Source organism: Gilliamella sp. Pra-s52 (genome assembly GCF_009795805.1).
Taxonomy (GTDB): domain Bacteria; phylum Pseudomonadota; class Gammaproteobacteria; order Enterobacterales; family Orbaceae; genus Gilliamella.
In genome coordinates, this window is sequence record NZ_WTEY01000012.1 from 1 (window position 1) to 20987 (window position 20987).

General features: G+C 36.0%; 13 protein-coding genes. All 13 read left to right on the plus strand.

Annotated elements, in window-relative coordinates; translation table 11 throughout:
• The first annotated feature begins 770 nt into the window (after positions 1-770).
• Positions 771-1271, plus strand: coding sequence for a type VI secretion system contractile sheath small subunit (gene tssB, locus GQ594_RS08840; protein ID WP_160412318.1), 501 nt, complete (start codon positions 771-773; stop codon positions 1269-1271).
• 70 nt (positions 1272-1341) lie between these two features.
• A complete protein-coding gene (tssC, locus tag GQ594_RS08845) occupies positions 1342-2874 on the plus strand; it encodes a type VI secretion system contractile sheath large subunit (RefSeq protein WP_160412320.1) in 1533 nt (510 codons plus the stop codon).
• A 27-nt stretch (positions 2875-2901) separates the two neighbouring features.
• The gene (gene tssK / locus GQ594_RS08850; RefSeq protein ID WP_160412322.1) at positions 2902-4254 is read left to right on the plus strand and encodes a type VI secretion system baseplate subunit TssK; all 1353 of its coding nucleotides are present in this window, start codon (positions 2902-2904) and stop codon (positions 4252-4254) included.
• Between the two features lie 10 nt (positions 4255-4264).
• A complete protein-coding gene (locus tag GQ594_RS08855; RefSeq protein ID WP_160412324.1) occupies positions 4265-4930 on the plus strand; it encodes a DotU/TssL family secretion system protein in 666 nt (221 codons plus the stop codon).
• Positions 4931-4940: 10 nt separating this feature from the next.
• Positions 4941-6701, plus strand: coding sequence for an OmpA family protein (locus GQ594_RS08860; RefSeq protein WP_160412326.1), 1761 nt, complete (start codon positions 4941-4943; stop codon positions 6699-6701).
• Positions 6702-6733: 32 nt separating this feature from the next.
• The gene (locus tag GQ594_RS08865) at positions 6734-7222 is read left to right on the plus strand and encodes an Hcp family type VI secretion system effector (protein WP_065590676.1); all 489 of its coding nucleotides are present in this window, start codon (positions 6734-6736) and stop codon (positions 7220-7222) included.
• 78 nt (positions 7223-7300) lie between these two features.
• Positions 7301-10060 carry a type VI secretion system ATPase TssH gene (tssH, locus tag GQ594_RS08870; protein WP_160412328.1) on the plus strand — a complete coding sequence of 920 codons (2760 nt, stop codon included), beginning with the start codon at positions 7301-7303 and terminating at the stop codon, positions 10058-10060.
• 63 nt (positions 10061-10123) lie between these two features.
• Positions 10124-12853 (plus strand): type VI secretion system Vgr family protein, encoded by a 2730-nt coding sequence (locus GQ594_RS08875; RefSeq protein WP_160412330.1) that lies wholly within the window; start codon positions 10124-10126, stop codon positions 12851-12853.
• 10 nt (positions 12854-12863) lie between these two features.
• Positions 12864-14426 carry a hypothetical protein gene (locus GQ594_RS08880; RefSeq protein WP_160412331.1) on the plus strand — a complete coding sequence of 521 codons (1563 nt, stop codon included), beginning with the start codon at positions 12864-12866 and terminating at the stop codon, positions 14424-14426.
• Between the two features lie 45 nt (positions 14427-14471).
• On the plus strand, positions 14472-15728 hold the full coding sequence (locus GQ594_RS08885; RefSeq protein ID WP_160412333.1) for a type VI immunity family protein: 1257 nt from the start codon (positions 14472-14474) through the stop codon (positions 15726-15728).
• A 501-nt stretch (positions 15729-16229) separates the two neighbouring features.
• Entirely contained in the window at positions 16230-16496 is a 267-nt protein-coding gene (locus GQ594_RS08890; RefSeq protein WP_160412335.1) for a PAAR domain-containing protein, read from the plus strand.
• A gap of 4 nt (positions 16497-16500) precedes the next feature.
• Positions 16501-17631: a hypothetical protein gene (locus GQ594_RS08895; protein ID WP_160412337.1), complete on the plus strand. Its 1131-nt coding sequence runs from the start codon at positions 16501-16503 to the stop codon at positions 17629-17631.
• A 3-nt stretch (positions 17632-17634) separates the two neighbouring features.
• Positions 17635-20973 (plus strand): ImcF-related family protein, encoded by a 3339-nt coding sequence (locus GQ594_RS08900; protein WP_160412338.1) that lies wholly within the window; start codon positions 17635-17637, stop codon positions 20971-20973.
• The last annotated feature ends 14 nt before the right edge of the window (positions 20974-20987 follow it).

A 20987-nucleotide genomic window follows, 5' to 3' on the forward strand; every position in this document is an offset into this window, starting at 1 on the left:
CATCGCCTTTAACCTGTAACACCGACACTGGCGAACTTAGCCCCTCCACTGTTAGCGTATACCGATTATGGCTCACACTTTTCAATCCATCAATTAACCCATTAACCAATCCCTCACCTAACTTGTCAACCAATGGGTCAAACTTGTTTGCCATGCCTTTTCCTTTCCTTTTTCAGTTTAATATTATTATTTATTAGCCACTTACACTACTACTGTGGTTTTACACGCAACAACATAAAAAACAAATTATAAGCGTTTTTGGCATTAATTTTAACCCTTATTTTTAAAATACCTTTGATTAATATAACTAATTTATATTGATTAATTAGATAGCAGGAAAAACACATTTGCCAGAAAAAAGATAAGGGTATCAATTTTTATCAATCTAGGAAGGTGACGGCAGCTTGCTTTATAGACCGTAATGATAAGCTTTGTCTAATTAGGCATCAGAAGCAAACGAGTGGGATATGTTTTCCTGAAAAAACAGTAAAATAAAAACTTCAATAAAATCAATAATTTTCCTGAACGATTTTTGAGTGATTAAAATTACGGTTATTAAATTATTACATCTACAACGTTACTGGTTTGTTAAGTGTTGAAAACTATCTATACTTGTGTAATTAGTTAATTTTTTATAAAATGTGTAATTTTATGTAATTTTATTGTAATTTAAAAGAAAATAAGATAGGTTAATATTAAGAAGATGCTTTGTAGTTTCTATTGCATAAATTATTACACTATTAAATTATTAGTTCTATAAGGAATCAAGTATGTCAAATAGCTATCAAAACGAAGTCCCTCCTGCTCGTGTTAATATTCAGTTAGATCTTCATACTGGAGGGGCTCAGAAGAAAGTTGAATTACCATTAAAAATTTTATCTATTGGTGATTATGGGCGAGGTAAAGATAAACGTCCTCTTTCAGAAAAAGAAAAAGTCTCTATCAATAAAAATAATTTTGATGCTGTGCTAAAAGAGTTTAGACCAACGGCTAAAATTAATGTACCAAATACACTTGCTGATGACGGCAGTGACATCAGCGTAGATCTTGTTTTTGAATCAATGAATGATTTTAAACCTGAACAAGTCGCAAGAAATATTCCTCAACTTCGTTCTTTGCTGGCTATGCGTAACTTATTAAGAGATTTGAAATCTAACTTACTGGATAACGCTACATTTCGTTACGAACTAGAAAAAATAGTAAAAGATGAACAGTTATCTGATGAGCTTCGTGCTGAATTAGAATCAATTGTATCTGAAAACACAAAATAAGTATTTTAATAAACTATCTAGTCACTTTCGAAATTAAATATCATTATTGAATAACAATAAGGAAAAAACAATGAGCGGACAGAAAGAACAAAAAAATGCAAGCAATACTGTTTTAGAAAATCATGGTAGCGTTTACCAATCTCTGTTTAACAAAATAAATCTAAATCCGATCCAAAAAGTAGGTGAAATCGAAAAATACGAAGATAATGATGTATTATTTGAAACCTCGCAAGATGAACGCGTTACAATGGCTGTTGATATTTTATTAAAATTGATTCAAAGCTCATCGCAAAAAGTTGAAAAATTAGACAAGCATTTATTAGATTATCATATTAGCCAAATTGACCGAAAATTAAGCCGCCAATTAGATGCAATTATGCATAACGAAACGTTCCAAGAAATTGAAGCAACATGGCGTGGTTTAAAGTTTTTAGTAGATCGTACTGATTTTCGACGTAATGTAAAAATTGAGTTATTAGATGTATCAAAAGAAGAGCTTCGTCAAGATTTTGAAGATGCACCAGAAATTATTCAAACTGGTTTTTATCGCCATACCTATATTCAAGAATATGATACCCCAGGTGGGGAACCTATTGGTGTAACAATCTCAAATTATGAGTTCGATCGCAATCCTCAAGATATTGCTTTATTACGTAATATCTCAAAAGTTGCTGCTTCAGCGCATATGCCATTTGTTGGCGCTGTAGGCCCTAAATTCTTTGGTAAAGAAACCATGGAAGAAGTTGCTGCAATTAAAGATATTTCAAATTATTTTGATCGCGCAGAATATACAAAATGGAACAGTTTCCGCGAAACAGATGATTCACGTTATATTGGATTAACATTACCAAGAGTGCTGGCACGTTTACCTTATGGCCCAGATACTGTTCCTGTTCGTAATTTTAACTATATTGAAGATGTCAAAGGTGTTGACCATAACCGCTATTTATGGGCTAATGCTTCATATGCTTTTGCTGCCAATATGGTACAAAGTTTTATTCGTAATGGTTGGTGCGTACAAATTCGTGGTCCTCAAGCTGGTGGGCTTGTTGAAGACTTACCTATTCATCTTTACGATTTAGGAACGGGTAATCAAGTTAAAATTCCAACTGAAGTGCTTATTCCTGAGACACGAGAATTTGAATTTGCTAATTTGGGCTTTATTCCGCTTTCTTTTTATAAAAATAGAGATTATGCTTGTTTCTTCTCGGCAAATTCAACACAAAAACCTGCGTTATATGATACAAAAGAAGCAACCGCAAATAGCCGTATTAATGCACGTTTGCCATATATCTTCTTGTTATCTCGTATTGCTCATTATTTGAAAGTAATTCAACGAGAAAATATTGGAACAACAAAAGATCGCCGAATACTTGAACTAGAATTAAACAAATGGATTAGCAATCTTGTTACCGAAATGACCGATCCAAGTGACGAAGTTCAAGCCTCACATCCATTACGAGAAGCTAAAGTTATTGTTGAAGACATTGAAGATAACCCAGGGTTTTTCCGCGTTAAGACATTTTTAATTCCTCACTTCCAAATAGAGGGAATGGATATTAATTTATCAATGGTGTCACAGATGCCAAAAGCTAAAGCTTAATATCAAAAAATTTGGGTGGTAGGATTCATGAAAATTTTTCGTCCTTTATGGAATGAAGGTGTCTTTTTGACACCTCAACAATTTCAACAGCAGGCATTATGGCAACAGTTTTCTTCTCAAAAACTGGCTTCTATGACTATAGCCAATCCTTGGGGAGTTGAAAAGGCGGTCATTGATACGCAAGCACTCACAGTCGATCGTTTGCAGGCTGAATCAATTAGTATTCGTTTTCCTGATGGAGTACTAATTGACACCGATACTGCAGATAAGTTACCCAATGCCAGAATATTAAATACAGACATTCCACCTGAGCATGAAGAAGTTACTGTATTGATCGGCATACCGTTACTCCAAGCTAACGGGGGAAATTGTTTACAAGAAAACCAACAGCTTGAAAGACCCCTTCGTTATCGGCAAGAATGGGTTGAAGTAACTGATCTGTTTGGACAAAATACTGAAACCATTGCTGTTGAACGTTATGCGCTAACTTTTTTATTTGATTTTGAAGATCATAGCGATTATTTAACATGCCCAATAGCCTATCTTAGGCGAGACTTAAACGGTCGTTTTGTGCTTGATTTTGATTATCTTCCGCCGCTAATTAATTTGTTTACTCAAAGTGGAACATTAATAAAAGAACTAGAACTTTTATGTATACAAATTCAAGCTAAACGCCAACGTTTAATGGGAATGCGTCGAGAATGCAATGATCAAATGGCTGAATTTGCAATAGCAGATGTATCTATATATTGGCTTTTAAATGCATTAAATACGTTTGAACCTCAACTTAAATTCTTACGTGATAATCCAACAATCCACCCAGAAAACCTCTATAAAACATTAACTGCATTAACGGGGGCATTGTTAACGTTTTCATTAAAAAATGGTATGGATAGTATCCCAGCCTATCAACATGACAAACTTAATGAAGTCTTCCCTCCACTATTTGGATTAGTACGTAATTTATTAGAAGAGAGCTTACCATCTCGAGTAATTAAAATTGATTTAGTTCATGACAAAGATACATTTTGGACTGGTCGCTTAAACGACTCTCGTCTTGTGGAAGATGCTGATTTTTATCTTTCTGTACGTTCAAGTATGCCTGGACACCAATTACAATCCCAGTTCCCAATATTATGTAAAGCAGGGGCTCCAGATGATGTAAGGCAAATTATACATTCAGCATTATCAGGTATTCCAATAAAAGCACTTAGCCACGTTCCAGCTGCAATTCCTATGCGTTTAGAAAACCAGTACTTTGCACTGGATCTATCACACAACGCGGCAAAAAATATGTTGCTTACTCGATGTTGTGAATTTTACGTACCAAGAGCAATGCCCGATATTTCATTAGAACTTTTCGCTGTTTTGCGGTCATAGGATCAAGATTATGAGTATAGAATCACAAACAATAGATATTGATGAATTATTACGAGATTCAATATTGGTTGTTGTACAACTAAAAGCAAAAGCAGATATTCCATCGGGACATAAATTATATGAACTTTGTAAACAACAAGTGACTACTGTTCGTGAGACACTATATAACGCTCAATATAGTCAAGATGTGATTGATGATATTAGTTATGCTTTATGTGCATTATTAGATGAAACTGTATTGCTTTGCCATCGAGATAATCCCAAAAACCAAAACTATGATGAGTGGTTAGGAGCACCACTACAAGTCATATTTTTTAACACTCATAATGCTGGTTATGATTTATTTGAAAAAATTCGTGGTCGCTTAAAAGCAGATAAAAAAGATTTATTCGTATTAAGTGGCTTTGATAGAGTGCTTGGACTCGGATTTCAAGGTGGATATCTTGATAAACCACAAATGGAACGAGAGCATTTGATTTTGGCTCTGCGTGAAGCTGTTCGAGAATATGAACCAGATCAGTCTCATCCTATTGTAGAACAAACCAAGACTTATCATTATCTAGGACGTAAAACAATATTGTTATCTTGTACTGCATTATCTGTTGTTTTGAGTATTATTCTTTACTTTATATTAGATTATCGACTTGATATTTTGATTAGAAAAATTGTTGGTTAAATGGAATATTATGAGTAATTACCCTAAGCGAATCCAAATTGTTTATGCAGCTATATTAAGTATATTGCTACTATTTGTTTTTTTACCAATAACCTTTGGCTGGAAAATCATAGCTACTTTTTTGATTCTAATTATTACTGGTGGGTTATTATGGAAAATACGACATTACCAGCAATTACTTTCTTCATCAACAACAAATATTGAATTTTTAACCCAGAAACTTGATTTATTACCGGCAAAACAACGTTACCGCTTGCCTATTTTACTGGTAACAGGTAGTGCAGCTAAAGACTTTTTCCCTGAGGACTTATCGTTAGCTGAATCGAATATTGTGGTTTCGTCCGAGGCAGTCTGGATATATGTTGGTGAGTTTTCGCATTTATCCATTGTTTATGATTCATTAGTCGCAAAATGGCCGGATATGCTTGGGCGAATTGGTATATTTCTTGCCTTAGCTCCTGAACTTGAGGATAAACAAGGATTCTTTATTGCTAAATTACAGGCGTTTCGTCAGTCATGGGTAGACACATGTAGAATCGCAAAATATAAATTACCTGTTTACTTATCAATCCATATTGGCTTAAACAATTTAATTTATGATGAACAAAACCCATTGCCTGTTTACTGGTTTCAATTAGTTGATCACAAGTTGTTCCTACTCGATCGTTATTTATCGCCATTAAATAATTGGGTTAATGATATAAAAATATCGTCAAGTGAGCGGGAAAGACGATTACGGTTAAGACCATTCTTAACTGAAACACAATCTTGGATCGAAAACATTGTCTTAACAACACTAGTTGATACAAAACAGCCTATTGCTCAATGCAACCCCACAGCAATGGCGATTTATCCTATAAATCAATCCATTATAAATAACAATATTATGCAAAAACAATGGGAAAGCATCACTACTTTACCATTACCAAATAGCTATAAAATTGAAGAAAACGTAACACCACCAGATTCTTTAGTTAAATTTATGCCACTCTCTTACCCATTTTCACCTATTGGGACATTGATCTGTGGCTTAATTACAATTACTTCTTTATTTATTATTGGATGTTTGGGTTCATCATTTTGGAACAATATAAAACTCTCGGAGCAAATACAAAATGATATTCAACATTACCGTTTAATTTCGATGGACAGTTATGAAGAAAAGCGACAAGCGCTTGAGTTGCTCAAAGAAGATAGAGCAATGTTGAATCAATATTTAACTCAAGGAGAGCCTATTCGTTTAGGGATGGGACTTTATCATGGACAACAATTACTTGAACCATTAAATATATCCATGAGTGATTATATTGCTAAACCACCGGAACCAAAAGAAATTATTGTTACAGAAGAAAGAGTTATCATGAAAGATCCTCCTCCAGTGATTCGTTTGGATAGTTTGTCTCTATTTGAAAGTGGGCAATCAAACTTAAAATCTGATTCAACCAAAATATTAATCAATGCATTGGTTGAAATGAAGAAACAGATAAACGCTAACCAAGGAACGGGATGGCTCATTCTAATTGCAGGGCATACTGACTCAACAGGAGATGACAATAAGAATATTCAATTATCACTTGATCGAGCTACAGCTGTACGAAACTGGATCATAAAAACCAGCGATATCCCTGAAACCTGTTTTGCAATCCAAGGGAATGGAGCAAAAAAACCGTTAGAAAGTAATGATACTTTAGAAGGACGCGCAAAAAATCGGCGAGTAGAAATTAGTTTAGTTCCTCAAATGTCAAATTGTGTTTTGGCAAATGAAAATTAAATATTTTTAACAAACAAAAAAGGAGTAAAACAATGGCAGTTCCAGCGTATATGTTTTTAAAAGATGATGGCGGAGCAGAAATTAAAGGTTCTGTAACTGTAGTCGGACGAGAAGGGAGTGTTGAAGTAGTTGAGTTTGATCACAAAGTCTACATTCCAACTGACGGTAATACTGGTAAATTAACTGGTACACGAGTACATAAAGCACTCGAATTTGTTAAAGAAGTTGATGCTTCATCACCTTATCTTTACAAAGCCGTAACTACAGGTCAAAACCTAAAATCTGTGGAAATCAAATGGTACAAAATTAATGATGCAGGTCAAGAAATTGAGTACTTTAACACATTAATGGATAACGTAAAAATTGTGTCTATAAAACCAGAGATGCACAATATTAAAGATCCAACAAAAGAACAATATAATCATCTAGAACGTATCGAATTACGTTACGAAAAAATCACATGGACTTACAAAGATGGCAATATCATTCACTCAGACAGCTGGGTTGAAAGTAGAGCTTAATGTGATTTATGTTGATTCTGTTGTAATGACAGAATCAACAATTATTTAATTAACAATAAAATAATGAAAGGAAGAGTAATGATTACAGATCCTTCTGCTTTATTAAGACGCCTCAATTCATTCTGCGCAAAAGCACTTGAAGCGTCAGCAGAATTATGCCAAACCAGAACACATCCAGAAATCACAATTGAACATTGGTTATTAAAATTATTAGAACAAGGATCTGGTGATATTTCATTGGTTGCAAGGCATTATCAGTTAGATTTGGATAAAATCTGGCAAGGATTATTGAATTATCTAGAGATATTACCTCACACAGTTAATACAAAACCAAGTTTATCGTCATCGTTGATTGCAATATTACAATCAGCATGGCTAAAGGCTTCGCTTGAAGATCACGAAGAAAGTATTCGTTCAATACATATTTTACAAGCCCTACAAGAGATGCCCCATTGTCTAAAAGCACAAGATGCATGGCAACTACTTAGTTTATCAGTTGTTTCATTACAAAAAATGCGTGCTCAGTTAGATGAGACCTCGGATGAAAGTGCAGCCAATCAACACATATATCACTCAAATCACTTGTACTTAAATGATGATATCGACAAGACAAAACAGTTAAATAATAATCAACAACAAGTAGCACAACAAAAACACTATCAAGTAGCACTTAGCCGATTTACCGAAGATATTACCGAAAAAGCGAAAACAGGAAAAATCGATCCTGTATTTGGTCGCGATAGTGAAATAAGGCAAATGATTGATATCTTATCACGTCGTCGCAAAAATAACCCAATTTTAGTGGGTGATCCCGGTGTTGGTAAAACAGCATTAGTAGAAGGACTTGCGCTACGCATTGCAGAAGGCAATGTACCTAAAAATCTTGAAAAAGTGAATATATTAATGCTTGATCTTGGCTTACTACAAGCTGGCGCTGGTGTAAAAGGTGAATTTGAACAACGGTTAAAAAATGTGATTGAAGCTGTTCAACAATCACCGACGCCAATCTTACTTTTCATTGATGAAGCACATACTATTATTGGTGCTGGCAATTCAGTTGGTGGCGCTGATGCAGCAAATTTATTGAAACCAGCGCTAGCCAGAGGCGAATTACGCACTATAGCTGCAACAACATGGTCTGAATACAAACAATATTTTGAAAAAGATGCGGCCTTAGAGCGTCGTTTTCAAATCGTTAAAGTCGATGAACCCGATGACGAAAAGGCCAGTCTGATGTTACGTGGTTTAAAATTGCGATATGCAGAACATCACGGCGTACATATATTAGATGAAGCAGTTAAAACTGCGGTTTCACTTTCTCGACGTTATATTAGTGGTCGTCAACTACCCGATAAAGCCGTTGATTTACTTGATACGGCATCAGCGCGTGTGCGTATGGGGCTTGATACAATTCCTGAATCCATTACACTGCTTGAAGCGAAAATTAACTCATTAACTATAGAAAAAGAAGCTATCAAAGCAGATTTAGCACTGGGGGAACACCTACCAACAGATCGTATAACAGAAATTAATTTGCAACTTGATGAGCTACAAGCAAAATTAACAACTCAACAGACACAATTTGAAAAAGAAAAAAAACTGATTGAAACATTAATTGAGTTACGCCAAAAATTAACGTCAAAGCCAGATCAGAAAATTCAAAAACAACTTATCGAAACACAACAAAAATTAAGTGAATTACAAAAAAACTCGCCTTTATTATCACTGGACGTTGATAGTCGAATTGTCTCTTCTGTCATTGCTGATTGGACTGGCGTTCCATTAGACAGTTTATTAAAAGATGAACAAAACCATTTGCTTATGTTAGAAGATGATTTGCGTCAGCGTGTCGTGGGCCAAGATAATGCACTCTTTGAAATTGCCAAAAGAATTCGCGCAGCAAAAACAGGTTTAACCTCGGAAGATGCGCCGATGGGCGTATTCTTATTAGTTGGCCCTTCTGGTGTGGGTAAAACCGAAACAGCATTGGCGCTTGCAGACACCCTATTTGGTGGTGAACAATCACTGCTTACGATCAACATGTCAGAATACCAAGAATCACATACAGTATCACAACTCAAAGGATCTCCTCCTGGCTATGTGGGTTATGGTCAAGGTGGAATCTTAACGGAATCTGTTCGCAAGCGTCCATACAGCGTTGTACTATTAGACGAAGTTGAAAAAGCACATCGTGATGTATTGAATCTATTTTATCAGGTATTTGATCGTGGTTTTATGCGTGATGGTGAAGGCCGTGAAATTGATTTCCGTAATACCTTAATATTAATGACTTCTAACCTAGGCAGCGATGAATTAATGGCATTATTTGATGAAATACCAAATGCTGATATTGCAACACAGCAAGAATTATTGCGCCCTATTATACGTGAACACTTTCAACCAGCATTATTAGCTCGTTTTCAAACTGTCATTTATAAACCATTAGATGATGTTGCACTACGCAAAATTGTTGAAATGAAATTAAATAAAGTCGCCTCTCGATTACAAAAACATTACAAAATTGAGTTTAATGTTGGTCAAAAACTTTACGATACTTTAGTTTCAGCTTGCTTATTGCCAGATACAGGTGCTCGTAATATCGATAGTATTTTAAATCAACAAATCTTACCAGTAGTTTCTAACTTGTTACTACAGCAGGATAACAGCCAAAACAATCAATCACTAACGTTACAACTCGACTTTAGCGAAACAGATGGCATTGTACTTGAATGGGTAACGAAAAATAGTAAAACTAAGCCAACAAAAGCTAAAAAGGCAACAACGGTAAAAAAAGTATCCTCAAAAGTATCAAAAATAAATAGAGGAAAAAGACAGTAATAAAAAACAATTAGAAAAAGAAACAGCTAGTCGTACAGAGTAAAAAATAAATAGGAGAACAACATGTCAAACGAACTTAATCGTCTTCTGGAGCAACTCGGTGAAGGTTTTGGCGATTTAATGGGGGGTTTGAGTGGGGTTAGCCATAATCGCTATACCTTAACGGTTGACGGGCTGGAGGCGCCGATTTCGGTTTTGCATATTGATAATGATGAGTCGTTAAACCAGCCTTGGCGTTATGTGATTACTTTTACCTGTACTGATAAAACCTTATCGCCTGATTCCTTTCTTAATCAAAAATCGACCTTCTCCTTTAATCCTGTTATCAACAAACCATTAACTTCCGCTATCCGCTCATTAAGTGACTTGCCCACGTTGAGTAATAAACGCACCTTGCATGGGGTGATTACTGAGTTTAGTCAGTTATCGGTCAATAAAGATGAAGCCCATTATCAAGTGGTGTTATCCTCGTGCTTAGCACGGTTGGCTGTGGGGCAACATAATGCCATATTTCAAAATCAAAGCGTGGTCAGTGTGGTTGAAGAAGTACTACGCAGTCATGGTTTGACAGGCATTGATTACCGTCTAGAACTAAAAGATAGCTACCCTGAGCGGGAGTTTATCACGCAGTGGCAAGAAAGTGACCTTGAATTTATTCAACGCTTATTGGCCGATGTCGGTATCTGGTTTCGCTTTGAAACGCACGCTGAGCACAACTGTGATGTAATAGTGTTAAGTGATTATGAGCAAGGCTATGCGCAAGTGGCTGATATCGACTATAAACCGCCGAGTGGCATGGCAGATACGGGCGTTGAAAGTGTGTGGGATATCAGCTTGCATAGCGAAGTGGTGGTCTCCTCAGTCAAGGTACAAGACTATAACTACCGTGATGCCCTAGCCGATTTACAGGGCGAAATAAACACCCAACCCAAAGACAGCACCACCTATGGCACTGACTACCGTTATGCCGAGCACTATAAAGGCTTAGATAGCAACGGACAAGAAAACCCGCAAAATAGTGATGATAATAACGGTGATGATGATAACAATATTAATAATGATAATCGTGATAACGGCAATAATCCTAATGAGAATAACAGACATGACGATAATCAAATTGAAAGCGGTCAATGGTATGCCCGTATTCGCCATGAACAGGCCATTAGCCAGAAAATTATCCTCAAAGGCAAGAGTAACCACTATAACCTTGCTCCCGGTCAATGGATTAACATCAATGGCAGTCCGCTGGCAGATATCAATGACGGGGTGATTATTTTAAGTGTGCAGGGGCAAGGTAATCGCACTGATGCCTATGAACTCACCTTTACCGCCATTCCTTATCAAGCCTTAAAACCCTATCGCCCCGCCCCCATCCGCTGGCCACAAGTTAGTGGCACATTACCTGCCCGTGTCACCAGTCCCAACCATGACACCTATGGCTATATCGACCCGCAAGGACGCTATCGGGTTAAATTTAATGTTGACCTGAAACAATGGGAAAGTGGCACGGAAAGCTTATGGCTACGTTTAGCCAAACCTTATGCGGGTAACACCTATGGTTTTCACTTTCCATTAATTGACGGCACTGAAGTGGCCATCGCCTTTATGCAAGGCAATCCTGATAGGCCATATATTGCCCATGCAATGCATGATAGTGCTCACCCTGACCATGTCACCACCATCAACAAACATCGCAATGTCATTCGTACCCCAGCTAATAACAAACTGCGCATGGATGATAAACGTGGGCAAGAGCATATTAAACTGGCCACCGAATACGGCAAAACCCAACTTAATTTGGGGCATTTGGTCGATAATAAAAAAAGGCAACGTGGTGAAGGCTTTGAGCTGCGCACCGACGAATGGGGGGCGATTGCCACCAATAGAGGCCTATACTTAACCACCCAAACCCAGCCGAAAGCGCAAGGCAAACAGCTCGATATGCAAGCGGCGATTGCCCAACTTGAAAATGCCTTATCGATTGCCAAAGCGCTCCAAAATGCCGCTACCCAGTCTGAAGCACACCGCGCCGATACCGACAGCCAAGACCAACTTAAAGCCAACTTAACTCAGCTAACCCAAAGTGGCTTACTGGCCTATGCGCAAGAAGGTATCGCCCTAACCAGCCCTGAAAACATTCAACTATCGACAGCTAACAGCCTCACCTTAACCAGTGAAAACCAAACCGATATTAACGCTTTAAACAACATCACTGTTTCATCGGCTGAAGCGATTGGCTTATTTGCCCAAAAATCGGGGATGAAAATATTTGCCAACCAAGGTGATATCGAGGTGCAAGCCCAAAATGCCAACCTTAATATGGCCGCCAAGCAAGATATTAAAGTGGATAGTGTCGATGGTAAGGTGACTATCACAGCGAGCGATGAATTAACTCTAATCTGCGGTGGCTCTTATATCAAAATCAGCAGTGAAGGCATTGAACTTGGTACGCAGGATAATATCTATCTTAAGTGTAATGTGATGCAGAAGATGGGAGTGGCGACATTATCCATTCCTTATTTTAATTTGCCAGGCATTAATGGTTACAGTGAATTGTTTATATTAACCGATCATGAAACGGGTGAACCATTAGCTTTTTATCCCTATGAAATCGAAGTAAATGGACAAACATTGACTGGTATAACCGATGCTCAAGGCCGCACAAAGCGTGTGTTTACCGATGAACCGCAAACCATTACAGGTTCAGCACGAGAAGAAAGCTCTAAAAATACTTTCAAGGCAAAACATATCGCAACAGGTAAAATTGTTCAGTTTGATTTTAATGATGTTTAGGATAATAAAAATGACAACAATAATTGATAAACCAAGGGCAAGACCAACATCCAGACGTAGTCAGTCGGCTACTACAGAAAAGAATACATCAGGAACCGTACTACCTGTAACACATCCGTTTGATATTGTTTATTTATGCCAAAAAATGGAAGCAGCAAAAAAATTTCCATTCATTGCAAAAAACGGTACACCACGCTATCAACGGCAAGTGACAATGTGGATTAGGCAAGATGCTGAAAACTCTGAGTATAAATTTCCTTACTGTGGTGAAGTTGGATACAATATGGCTAAAGAACCACCAGTACCACTTACTAGTAATAAAGAGTCATTTAGGCCTAGTAGATATCCCTTATCAAAGTTTCGTATGATCTACCGTGAATACCGTAAACTGAATAGATACGGCGATCCTGAAGGAAGTTATTTATTTCATTTTCGTGAGGTTGACGTGGTTGATCCTATGGTAGATAAAACCACACTCGAAAACGAATTATCGCTAAAGCGAAGTGGTGATAATGATATTGTTGAAGCTTATCGAACCATCAACCCTGATGTTGCGAAAGAACGGTTTCCCAATGGGCGTGGTATGATTCGCATTCCAGATGTCATAAAGAAAAAGAACTACCGATTATTAGGTGCCGCAGGATATCACCCTGATAATATTGATACCGTCATTGAGATAAAATTTCCTGGTGATATTCTTAGTAAAGATCAACGTGAAGATTATTTAAAAATTGCAAGTGGTGATATTAAAAAATTTCGCTTAATGACCTTAAAGCAGTGTGAATTTCGTCGACGTAAAGGGAAAGAGGAAGAAGAGATGCTCACCAATGCCAAAGCAGATCCCTTATATGCAATTGTAGGCGAAGAGGCAATGACTAACACTAAACTAGCATTAACCATTGAACAACAGATGAAGCAAGAATATGATGCGATATCAAAACACATTATAAAATGGGTTAACCAACAAGAGTTTGAGTACAGCCGCCCACAATTGTTGGCTCCTGATCATTATAATATGGAACTAGCGGTAGATGCTGTGCAGCGCTATGTACAAAGGCATGAAGCGATTGTTAACGCCCCATTAGCGGCAGTAGGGGTTTCCATTATAGGTGCAATGAGCACGGCACCTTTAGTAGCATCGATTCCTGAAATGGGGGCGACAACATCAGTTGTTCGCAATGGGGCTGAAGTTATTAAGTTTTCACCTATAACAAAAACCACTGTGGCCGCAGCAGCGACAACAGCCTCGCTACCGTTGGCCGCTAAGCAAACCCAAACAAACAATTATGTATTAGAGCCGAATCAACAACTTACCTATTACGCCCAAATTACCGAGCAAGAAAGGCTAAAGTACGAAGATGATCGCCTGATTGAAATTGACTATTGCTATCAACAGAAATATCATTTTAATAAGTTAGAGAGTCTTCTTCAATTTGAAGATGATTCAACTTCAGCAAAACAAAATAGAGAGCAAGTAAGGGAGGACAAAAATAAAAATTTAATTCACTACTACCCTTATCGACAACAGTTTTACTACTATTTTACGCCAGGCGATGAACCAACAACAGATTAATGTAACTATAGGCAGTTAAGCTAGTCTAAATTAATAGGATAAATGATGAAAGATAAATTACAGCAATTATTAGACGAATATCAGCAAAATTATAATAAGTTTACCTATGGTCACTATTTAGATCCTGATAATATTGAAGATGCAATAAAAACGGGGTTAGTTGGCTGTTTTTACTTAGATAAAGCCTATAAACCCGAAAAACGCCAAGCTATCGGTCAAGTGTTAGCGCTCTATGATAAGTATTGGGGCAATAAACTTAAACATGGTTTTTTTAATGCCAACCCGAATAAATTATACCCTTATCAAGCGTTTAGTTTAGCGCAAAAACTGGAATTGATTAACGAATATGCTTTAGATACATTAAATTTTTATTGGAGTAATGTTGATAATTTAGATTTTACTCCTGAATATTTTATCGAAACATTTTCAAAGCCAGAGTGGTATGAAAAGGTACATAAATCAATAAGCTATGTTCAATTTTATTTACCAATTAATGAGCTTAAAAGTTTTGGCGTGGACTCACTTGTGGAGTTAATAGGTCAAATCAGCGAAATTTTACAGCCTATGCATGGCTTTTTTGGTTTAGGTATTCAACATAGCCATGAGTATTATGATTATCAATATTTAGAGTATGAATTAGCACATAAATACTTAGGGCTTGATATTTCAAATGTTGAAAGTGATTTGCGCTTTCGAGGTGGATTTAAATGCATTAACTGGCTCACTATCCTTAGTAATCAGCTGGTTACCGATAAATTAGGCAGCCTTGATGAATTAAAACAACGCAATCAAGACGAAGCAATTACCTTTTACCCGTACAAGGATGGGGTTGTTGTTCGGGCTGGTGAAGTTCCTGAACTAGGCGATGTAAGCCGTAACCCTTACCCTAAGCACTATGTCAACGTTAATACACTATTAAAACCAGCACGAGCACCTGAAATCGGTTCATTAGGTTTTGGCTCAATCAATGGAGAAATTCGCTTTAATGATCGCACATCAAAAGAGTGGCAATGCCGCTTTGATGATGTCACTGCAACCGACTTACCTAAAACAGATGAACAAATAGAGCAAACACCCGACCAAACGGGGTTAGCTGTGCCCATTTGTATTAAAACAGGTGAACTTTGCCCCCATACTGGGCTTTATTCTGCAACCATTAACGGCAAAATTGAGTACCGTGAATTAATCAACGGAGATAAAGTAGCGCCCTTTATTGATGGCGATACAAAGCAAACCTATACCGATATTACATGGACATTATTACGTCGAGATGACGGTGGCAGCGTTTATATTAAAAATTAAACAAATAGCGTTAAGCGATATCTACCTTACGTTATAGACTGTCTAATGAAAGATAAGTAGTAGTAATTATTAGATGAATATATGATATCTTTTTACTATGAGCCAACGTACTTGGCAAAAAAGCGAATAGAGGTTAGCAATAAAAAGAAAGCAATGTAAATAATAAAGGTAGCCATTATTTAAAATTAATTCTAAATCAGATAACATTTTATAGTGAAAGATTTTCTTTCTACAGAATATCTTTATATATTGATTAATAAAAACGGTAATTAGAGTAATTTTTAATTATTGATAAGATATCGCGTAAATATAAAATGAAAATGTAAACTAAGTTGCAAATATAAAGGAAATCAATCAACCAAGCTGGCTCTATCAATTTTAGACAATAAGTTTATGATAACTAGGAATGTATTGTTTTATAGAAAATTAAAATCGATTCAAATATAAAGACTTTAGATTTAGTCAATAAATCATAAATATAAAAAATGAAGGAATAAAACAATGGGTAAAAATGTGGTTCGATTAGGCGATCCAACAACACATGGTGGTTCGGTCATATCAGCATCCTCAACGACAATAATTGAAGGAAAACCTGTCGCTTTGATTGGTGATCTAGTCAGTTGTCCTAAAAAAGATCATGGCATAAATAAAATTATTGAAGGAGCTAAAATGGGCTTTTCTGATGGTAAGCTTGTGGTCATTGATCAGTGTTTATGTGAATGTGGCTGTAAAGTAATTTCTACAATTAGCTCAGCGGTAATGGGATAGTATAATGTCTTGGCCTAAACCTACTATTATTGATGCAATAAAAGCGCCTAAGCCGTTGCATGCTGGAAGGTGGTTATGCTTTTTTATCATATTAGCTTTAATAACTAGTGTAATTCTTGCTTTAATATGGTCTGATAAAAACTATTTTTCACAATGGGCATTTTGGTTCAGTATTGTATTTATCTCGGTTGCAATAGGAAGTATTGCTATTAGTGTTCGTCTTTATCTTTATGGGCTTGCACAAGAAAAATATGAAATATGGCAACATGAACAAAAACATATTGAACAAAATTGGCAAGAATGGGCAATGCAATCATTAATTATTCTTGATAGTTTTTATGTTTTACCTAATCAGCTAGACCTAAATGATATTTGGGAAAATAATGAATCTTTTACTTCAAGGATTAATAAATCGTTAGCATTTGATTCTACATTTGATTTGAGTAAAAATATTGAGGACTTATTTTTTTCAATGAGAGATATGTTGCTTCTTCTTCCTACCAAAGATCCTATCAATGTTACTGTTTATTCTTTACCTGAATCATATGGACTTATTGAAAAAGATATTAATGATGCTTATAGAAGTGCAAAAATAACACAACCTTATGTGTTTTCTCATCATATTATAGCGGATGTGGATATTGATAAATTAATGGAACTGATTGATAGTTCTAAATCATCTATAGAATTAATTATCATTAATAATACTGCTTCATCGGAAGGGGCATTTTTATGTTCTTTTTTATTGATAGACAAAGTATATTATCAAGATTTAGCTATTAATATTGGGAAAAGTGAAGTTTTACGTCCAATGATAACCTCGGATATGCCTTTGGGTGTTCAGCAGATGGTTGAAATGCAATCCAAAATTCATCAGGTTAAGCAGCTTTTTTTAGCAAATTTAGATAATAATCAACGATTAAATATTATTAAACAATTAGCTGAACAAAAAATATCCCTTGAATTAATTTGCCAATTAGAAAATTATGTTGGTAATCAACAAAAGGCTTCTTATTGGCTTACATTGGCATTGGCATGTGACATAACAACTAAAACAAAACAAAATAATCTAATTGCTGTAATGCAACAAAACCGATGGTTACTTTCAGTTGTGACAGCTTTAAATGGGGAATAGTACATGAAAAATAAATGGAAAAATATTGGTTTTATTTTGTTTATATTATTAGGTGCTATCTTTTTTATTTTAGCAATTATATTTTTTGGTGACACATTAGGTTATCACACAATAAAAGAAAAAATCACTGTTTGGATACAAGGGATGTTATTGCTATTAGGTTTTATATTTTTGCCAGTTATTGTCACAATGGGATATAAGTTATGGACTAAGGAAAAATCAGAACATGAGCAACTTAATCCTGAAAAAAATAAAAAATCAAAGCAACCCAAAATAGTTCCTTTCACCGAATTTCTGGAGATAGAAAAACAGTGTAAATATCGTTTAGGTATATTTTGGCGTTATAAAGTTTGTAAGTGTTTAGTGCTGGGACAACCTTCCGATGTTGAGCGTTTGTTTCCTCATTTATTAAAAGATCAATGGCAATTTAGTGATAATACGTTAATGATATATGGTGGTGATATTCAAGATGACCCAAATACATTGTGGTTACAAGCCCTAAAAAGTCATTTTTCTCGCATTTTACCATTTTTTAGTAAACCACTAAATGCTGTTATTTGGGTTACTTCTAAACATTATCTTGATGATAATCGTCAGCAAAAACTATTACTTGAAAAGGCCGTATTAAAGCTACAAGCTCGTAATAAGATTTTAAAATGGTCTTCTCCACTTTATTTAGTTGCGGGACAACAAAGTGAATGGGATCAAACTGGGCGTATTGAACAAAGCACTGGTTTACTTTTTACCGAGTTAAACCAAGAGACAATGGAATCAGTCGTTGTTTCTCTCAATCAATTAGCAAAAGATTGCTGTCAACGTGGTGTAAGACAAGTCAAAGATAATACGAACTATTCGTTTTTACTTAAACTTAGTCAGGATTTAGTGAAGGGTGATATTAAAAATATTAAATGCTATTTAATATCGCTGATTTCTTTTCCTTATTCTCCTAATGTTCGAGGGCTTTTCTTCTTACCACATCAATCAAAAATTAATGAAGAAATGCCCACTTTTGAGCATTCCCTAGTAATGACCCCCACGTGGCAATCAATTCGAAATGATGCTAATTCACAATTTGGGCAAAGAATGGGAGTACAGTGGGATATTTGGTCTTGTTATGCGCTACTTTCGCTGATGGTCGTGATGTGTATGGCGCTTTGTACGTCATATTTCCGAAACGCCTCGCTCATTGATGATAGCGTTGAGCTTGTCAAGCTGGCTGATGATTCCATTAAGCAAGATTATATCTCACAGTTACAAATACAGCATAAGTTACAACAACATTTAGAACAGCTACTTTATCGTCAACAGCATGGTGCTCCTTTACTTTATCGGTTTGGCTTGAATCATAATGATGAATTGCTCAAAAGAATGTGGCTTACTTATCGGGCAACAAATTCACGCAATATTGCTACGCCATTTCACAAGATTATGACAGACTATTTGACTTTATTAACTGAATTAGCACCAAATGATCCTAGACGATTAAAATTAGTCGATTCTGCATATGATGTATTAAAAGCCTATTTAATGATGGGGCATCCTGATAAGAGTGATGGGTTTTATTTAAGCCAATTTGCCACAACAAAATGGCGTTCCCCGGAAGGTGTGAGTGATGGTGACTGGCAAAAACTTATGCCTGATTTGGTTCGTTTTTGGGGGGAAATGCTTAATTTGCATCCTGATTGGGCATTAAGTAGTGATACTCGTTTAGTTAAAGATGTTAGACAAATTTTAATTAATAAGGTTGGTGTACAAAATACTGTTAATACTCTTTATAAAGAGATGATTCAACGAGCTAGCCAACATTATGAAAATCAAAATTTAAATCAGCTACTTGAAGGGTTAGACAGCCAAATGCTGTTTTCTACTGATACCGAGATTCCAGGTGTCTATACCCGCAAAGCTTGGGATGATACCATTAAAGATGAAATTGAGGAGGTCGCAAAAAATAGAAAAGAGCAGATTGACTGGGTTTTGAGTGACGGAGAAAGTGATTTGACCGCTTCAATTTCTTCTGATATGTTAAAAAAACAACTTACCGATCGTTATTTCAGTGAGTATGGTGCAGCATGGTTACTCTTTTTAAATACGATTCAATGGCATTCATCTGATAATGTTTCAGATGTTATTGAACAACTTACATTGCTAGCAGATACCCGTCAGTCTCCTTTAATTGCTTTAATCAATGTTGTGAAATACCAGTCTGAGGTTGCTTATTCAGGTGATGGTTTGTCAGATAATTTAATTCGTTCTGCACAAGAATTGATTGGAAATAAATCCAAAACAGGGTTACCGATAAATAATGAAGCATCAGGACCGTTAACTGCAACATTTTCGCCTGTCACGAGTTTGCTTAATAACAATAATACAAATGGACTTTCTTTACAAACTTACCTATTACGTATTACACAAGTGCGCTTAAAATTGCAAAATATAGCAAATAGCGCTGATCCTCAAGCAATGATGCAAGGATTAGCAAAAAGTGTTTTTAAAGGCACTTCTGTTGATTTAACTGAAACACGAGACTATGGTAACTTAATTGCGGCAAATTTAGGTGAAGAGTGGTCTGGGTTTGGTTATAGTTTATTTAAAAAGCCACTTGAACAGTCATGGCAAGTAGTGTTAATACCAGCAGCAAATAGATTTAATGAGCTTTGGCAAAATTATATTGTCAGTCAGTGGGAACAATCTTTTGCTGGTCGCTATCCTTTTAAAAATAGTGATAACGAAGCATCACTAGCCGAACTTGCACGTTTTTTACGTGCTGATACAGGTATCGTTGATAACTTTATTGCTAATGAGTTGAATGGGGTATTAGAAAAGAAAGGCGGAAGTTGGATTGTCAATTCTGTTAATGCTCAAGGTCTTAATTTTTCACCTAAATTTCTTGATGCATTAAAATTGTTTAATGACCTATCGGTAGAGTTGCTTACTACAGGAGATGCAGCTTTATCATTTGAACTTATGCCTCGTAGTGGTAACAAAATCACACGAACTGAATTGGTGATAAATAAACAAAAGATAGATTATTTTAATCAGTCTCCTACTTGGCAACGTTTTAATTGGCCTGGCGATGGTTATTCTCCTTATTCGCAATTAAGTTGGAGCGGTGATGCGGCAGGATTAAAGCTTTATCAATATTATAGTGGTGATTGGGCATGGATTCGTTTACTTGAATCTGCATATGTAAAACGATTAGATTCAAGTCGCTATGAGCTTATTTGGAACGCACCAGATCAACGTAAACTAAAATTTATTTTACGTACTCAGCTAGGTGGTGGCCCATTGACATTATTGAAATTACGCAATTTTACTTTACCAAAAACAGTATTTGAATCGTGATTTATAAAAATAAA

Coding starts and splice junctions, on each gene's coding strand:
- tssB (WP_160412318.1), top strand. CDS start 771: ATGTCAAATAGCTATCAAAACGAAGTCCCTCCTGCTCGTGTTAATATT.
- tssC (WP_160412320.1), top strand. CDS start 1,342: ATGAGCGGACAGAAAGAACAAAAAAATGCAAGCAATACTGTTTTAGAA.
- tssK (WP_160412322.1), top strand. CDS start 2,902: ATGAAAATTTTTCGTCCTTTATGGAATGAAGGTGTCTTTTTGACACCT.
- GQ594_RS08855 (WP_160412324.1), top strand. CDS start 4,265: ATGAGTATAGAATCACAAACAATAGATATTGATGAATTATTACGAGAT.
- GQ594_RS08860 (WP_160412326.1), top strand. CDS start 4,941: ATGAGTAATTACCCTAAGCGAATCCAAATTGTTTATGCAGCTATATTA.
- GQ594_RS08865 (WP_065590676.1), top strand. CDS start 6,734: ATGGCAGTTCCAGCGTATATGTTTTTAAAAGATGATGGCGGAGCAGAA.
- tssH (WP_160412328.1), top strand. CDS start 7,301: ATGATTACAGATCCTTCTGCTTTATTAAGACGCCTCAATTCATTCTGC.
- GQ594_RS08875 (WP_160412330.1), top strand. CDS start 10,124: ATGTCAAACGAACTTAATCGTCTTCTGGAGCAACTCGGTGAAGGTTTT.
- GQ594_RS08880 (WP_160412331.1), top strand. CDS start 12,864: ATGACAACAATAATTGATAAACCAAGGGCAAGACCAACATCCAGACGT.
- GQ594_RS08885 (WP_160412333.1), top strand. CDS start 14,472: ATGAAAGATAAATTACAGCAATTATTAGACGAATATCAGCAAAATTAT.
- GQ594_RS08890 (WP_160412335.1), top strand. CDS start 16,230: ATGGGTAAAAATGTGGTTCGATTAGGCGATCCAACAACACATGGTGGT.
- GQ594_RS08895 (WP_160412337.1), top strand. CDS start 16,501: ATGTCTTGGCCTAAACCTACTATTATTGATGCAATAAAAGCGCCTAAG.
- GQ594_RS08900 (WP_160412338.1), top strand. CDS start 17,635: ATGAAAAATAAATGGAAAAATATTGGTTTTATTTTGTTTATATTATTA.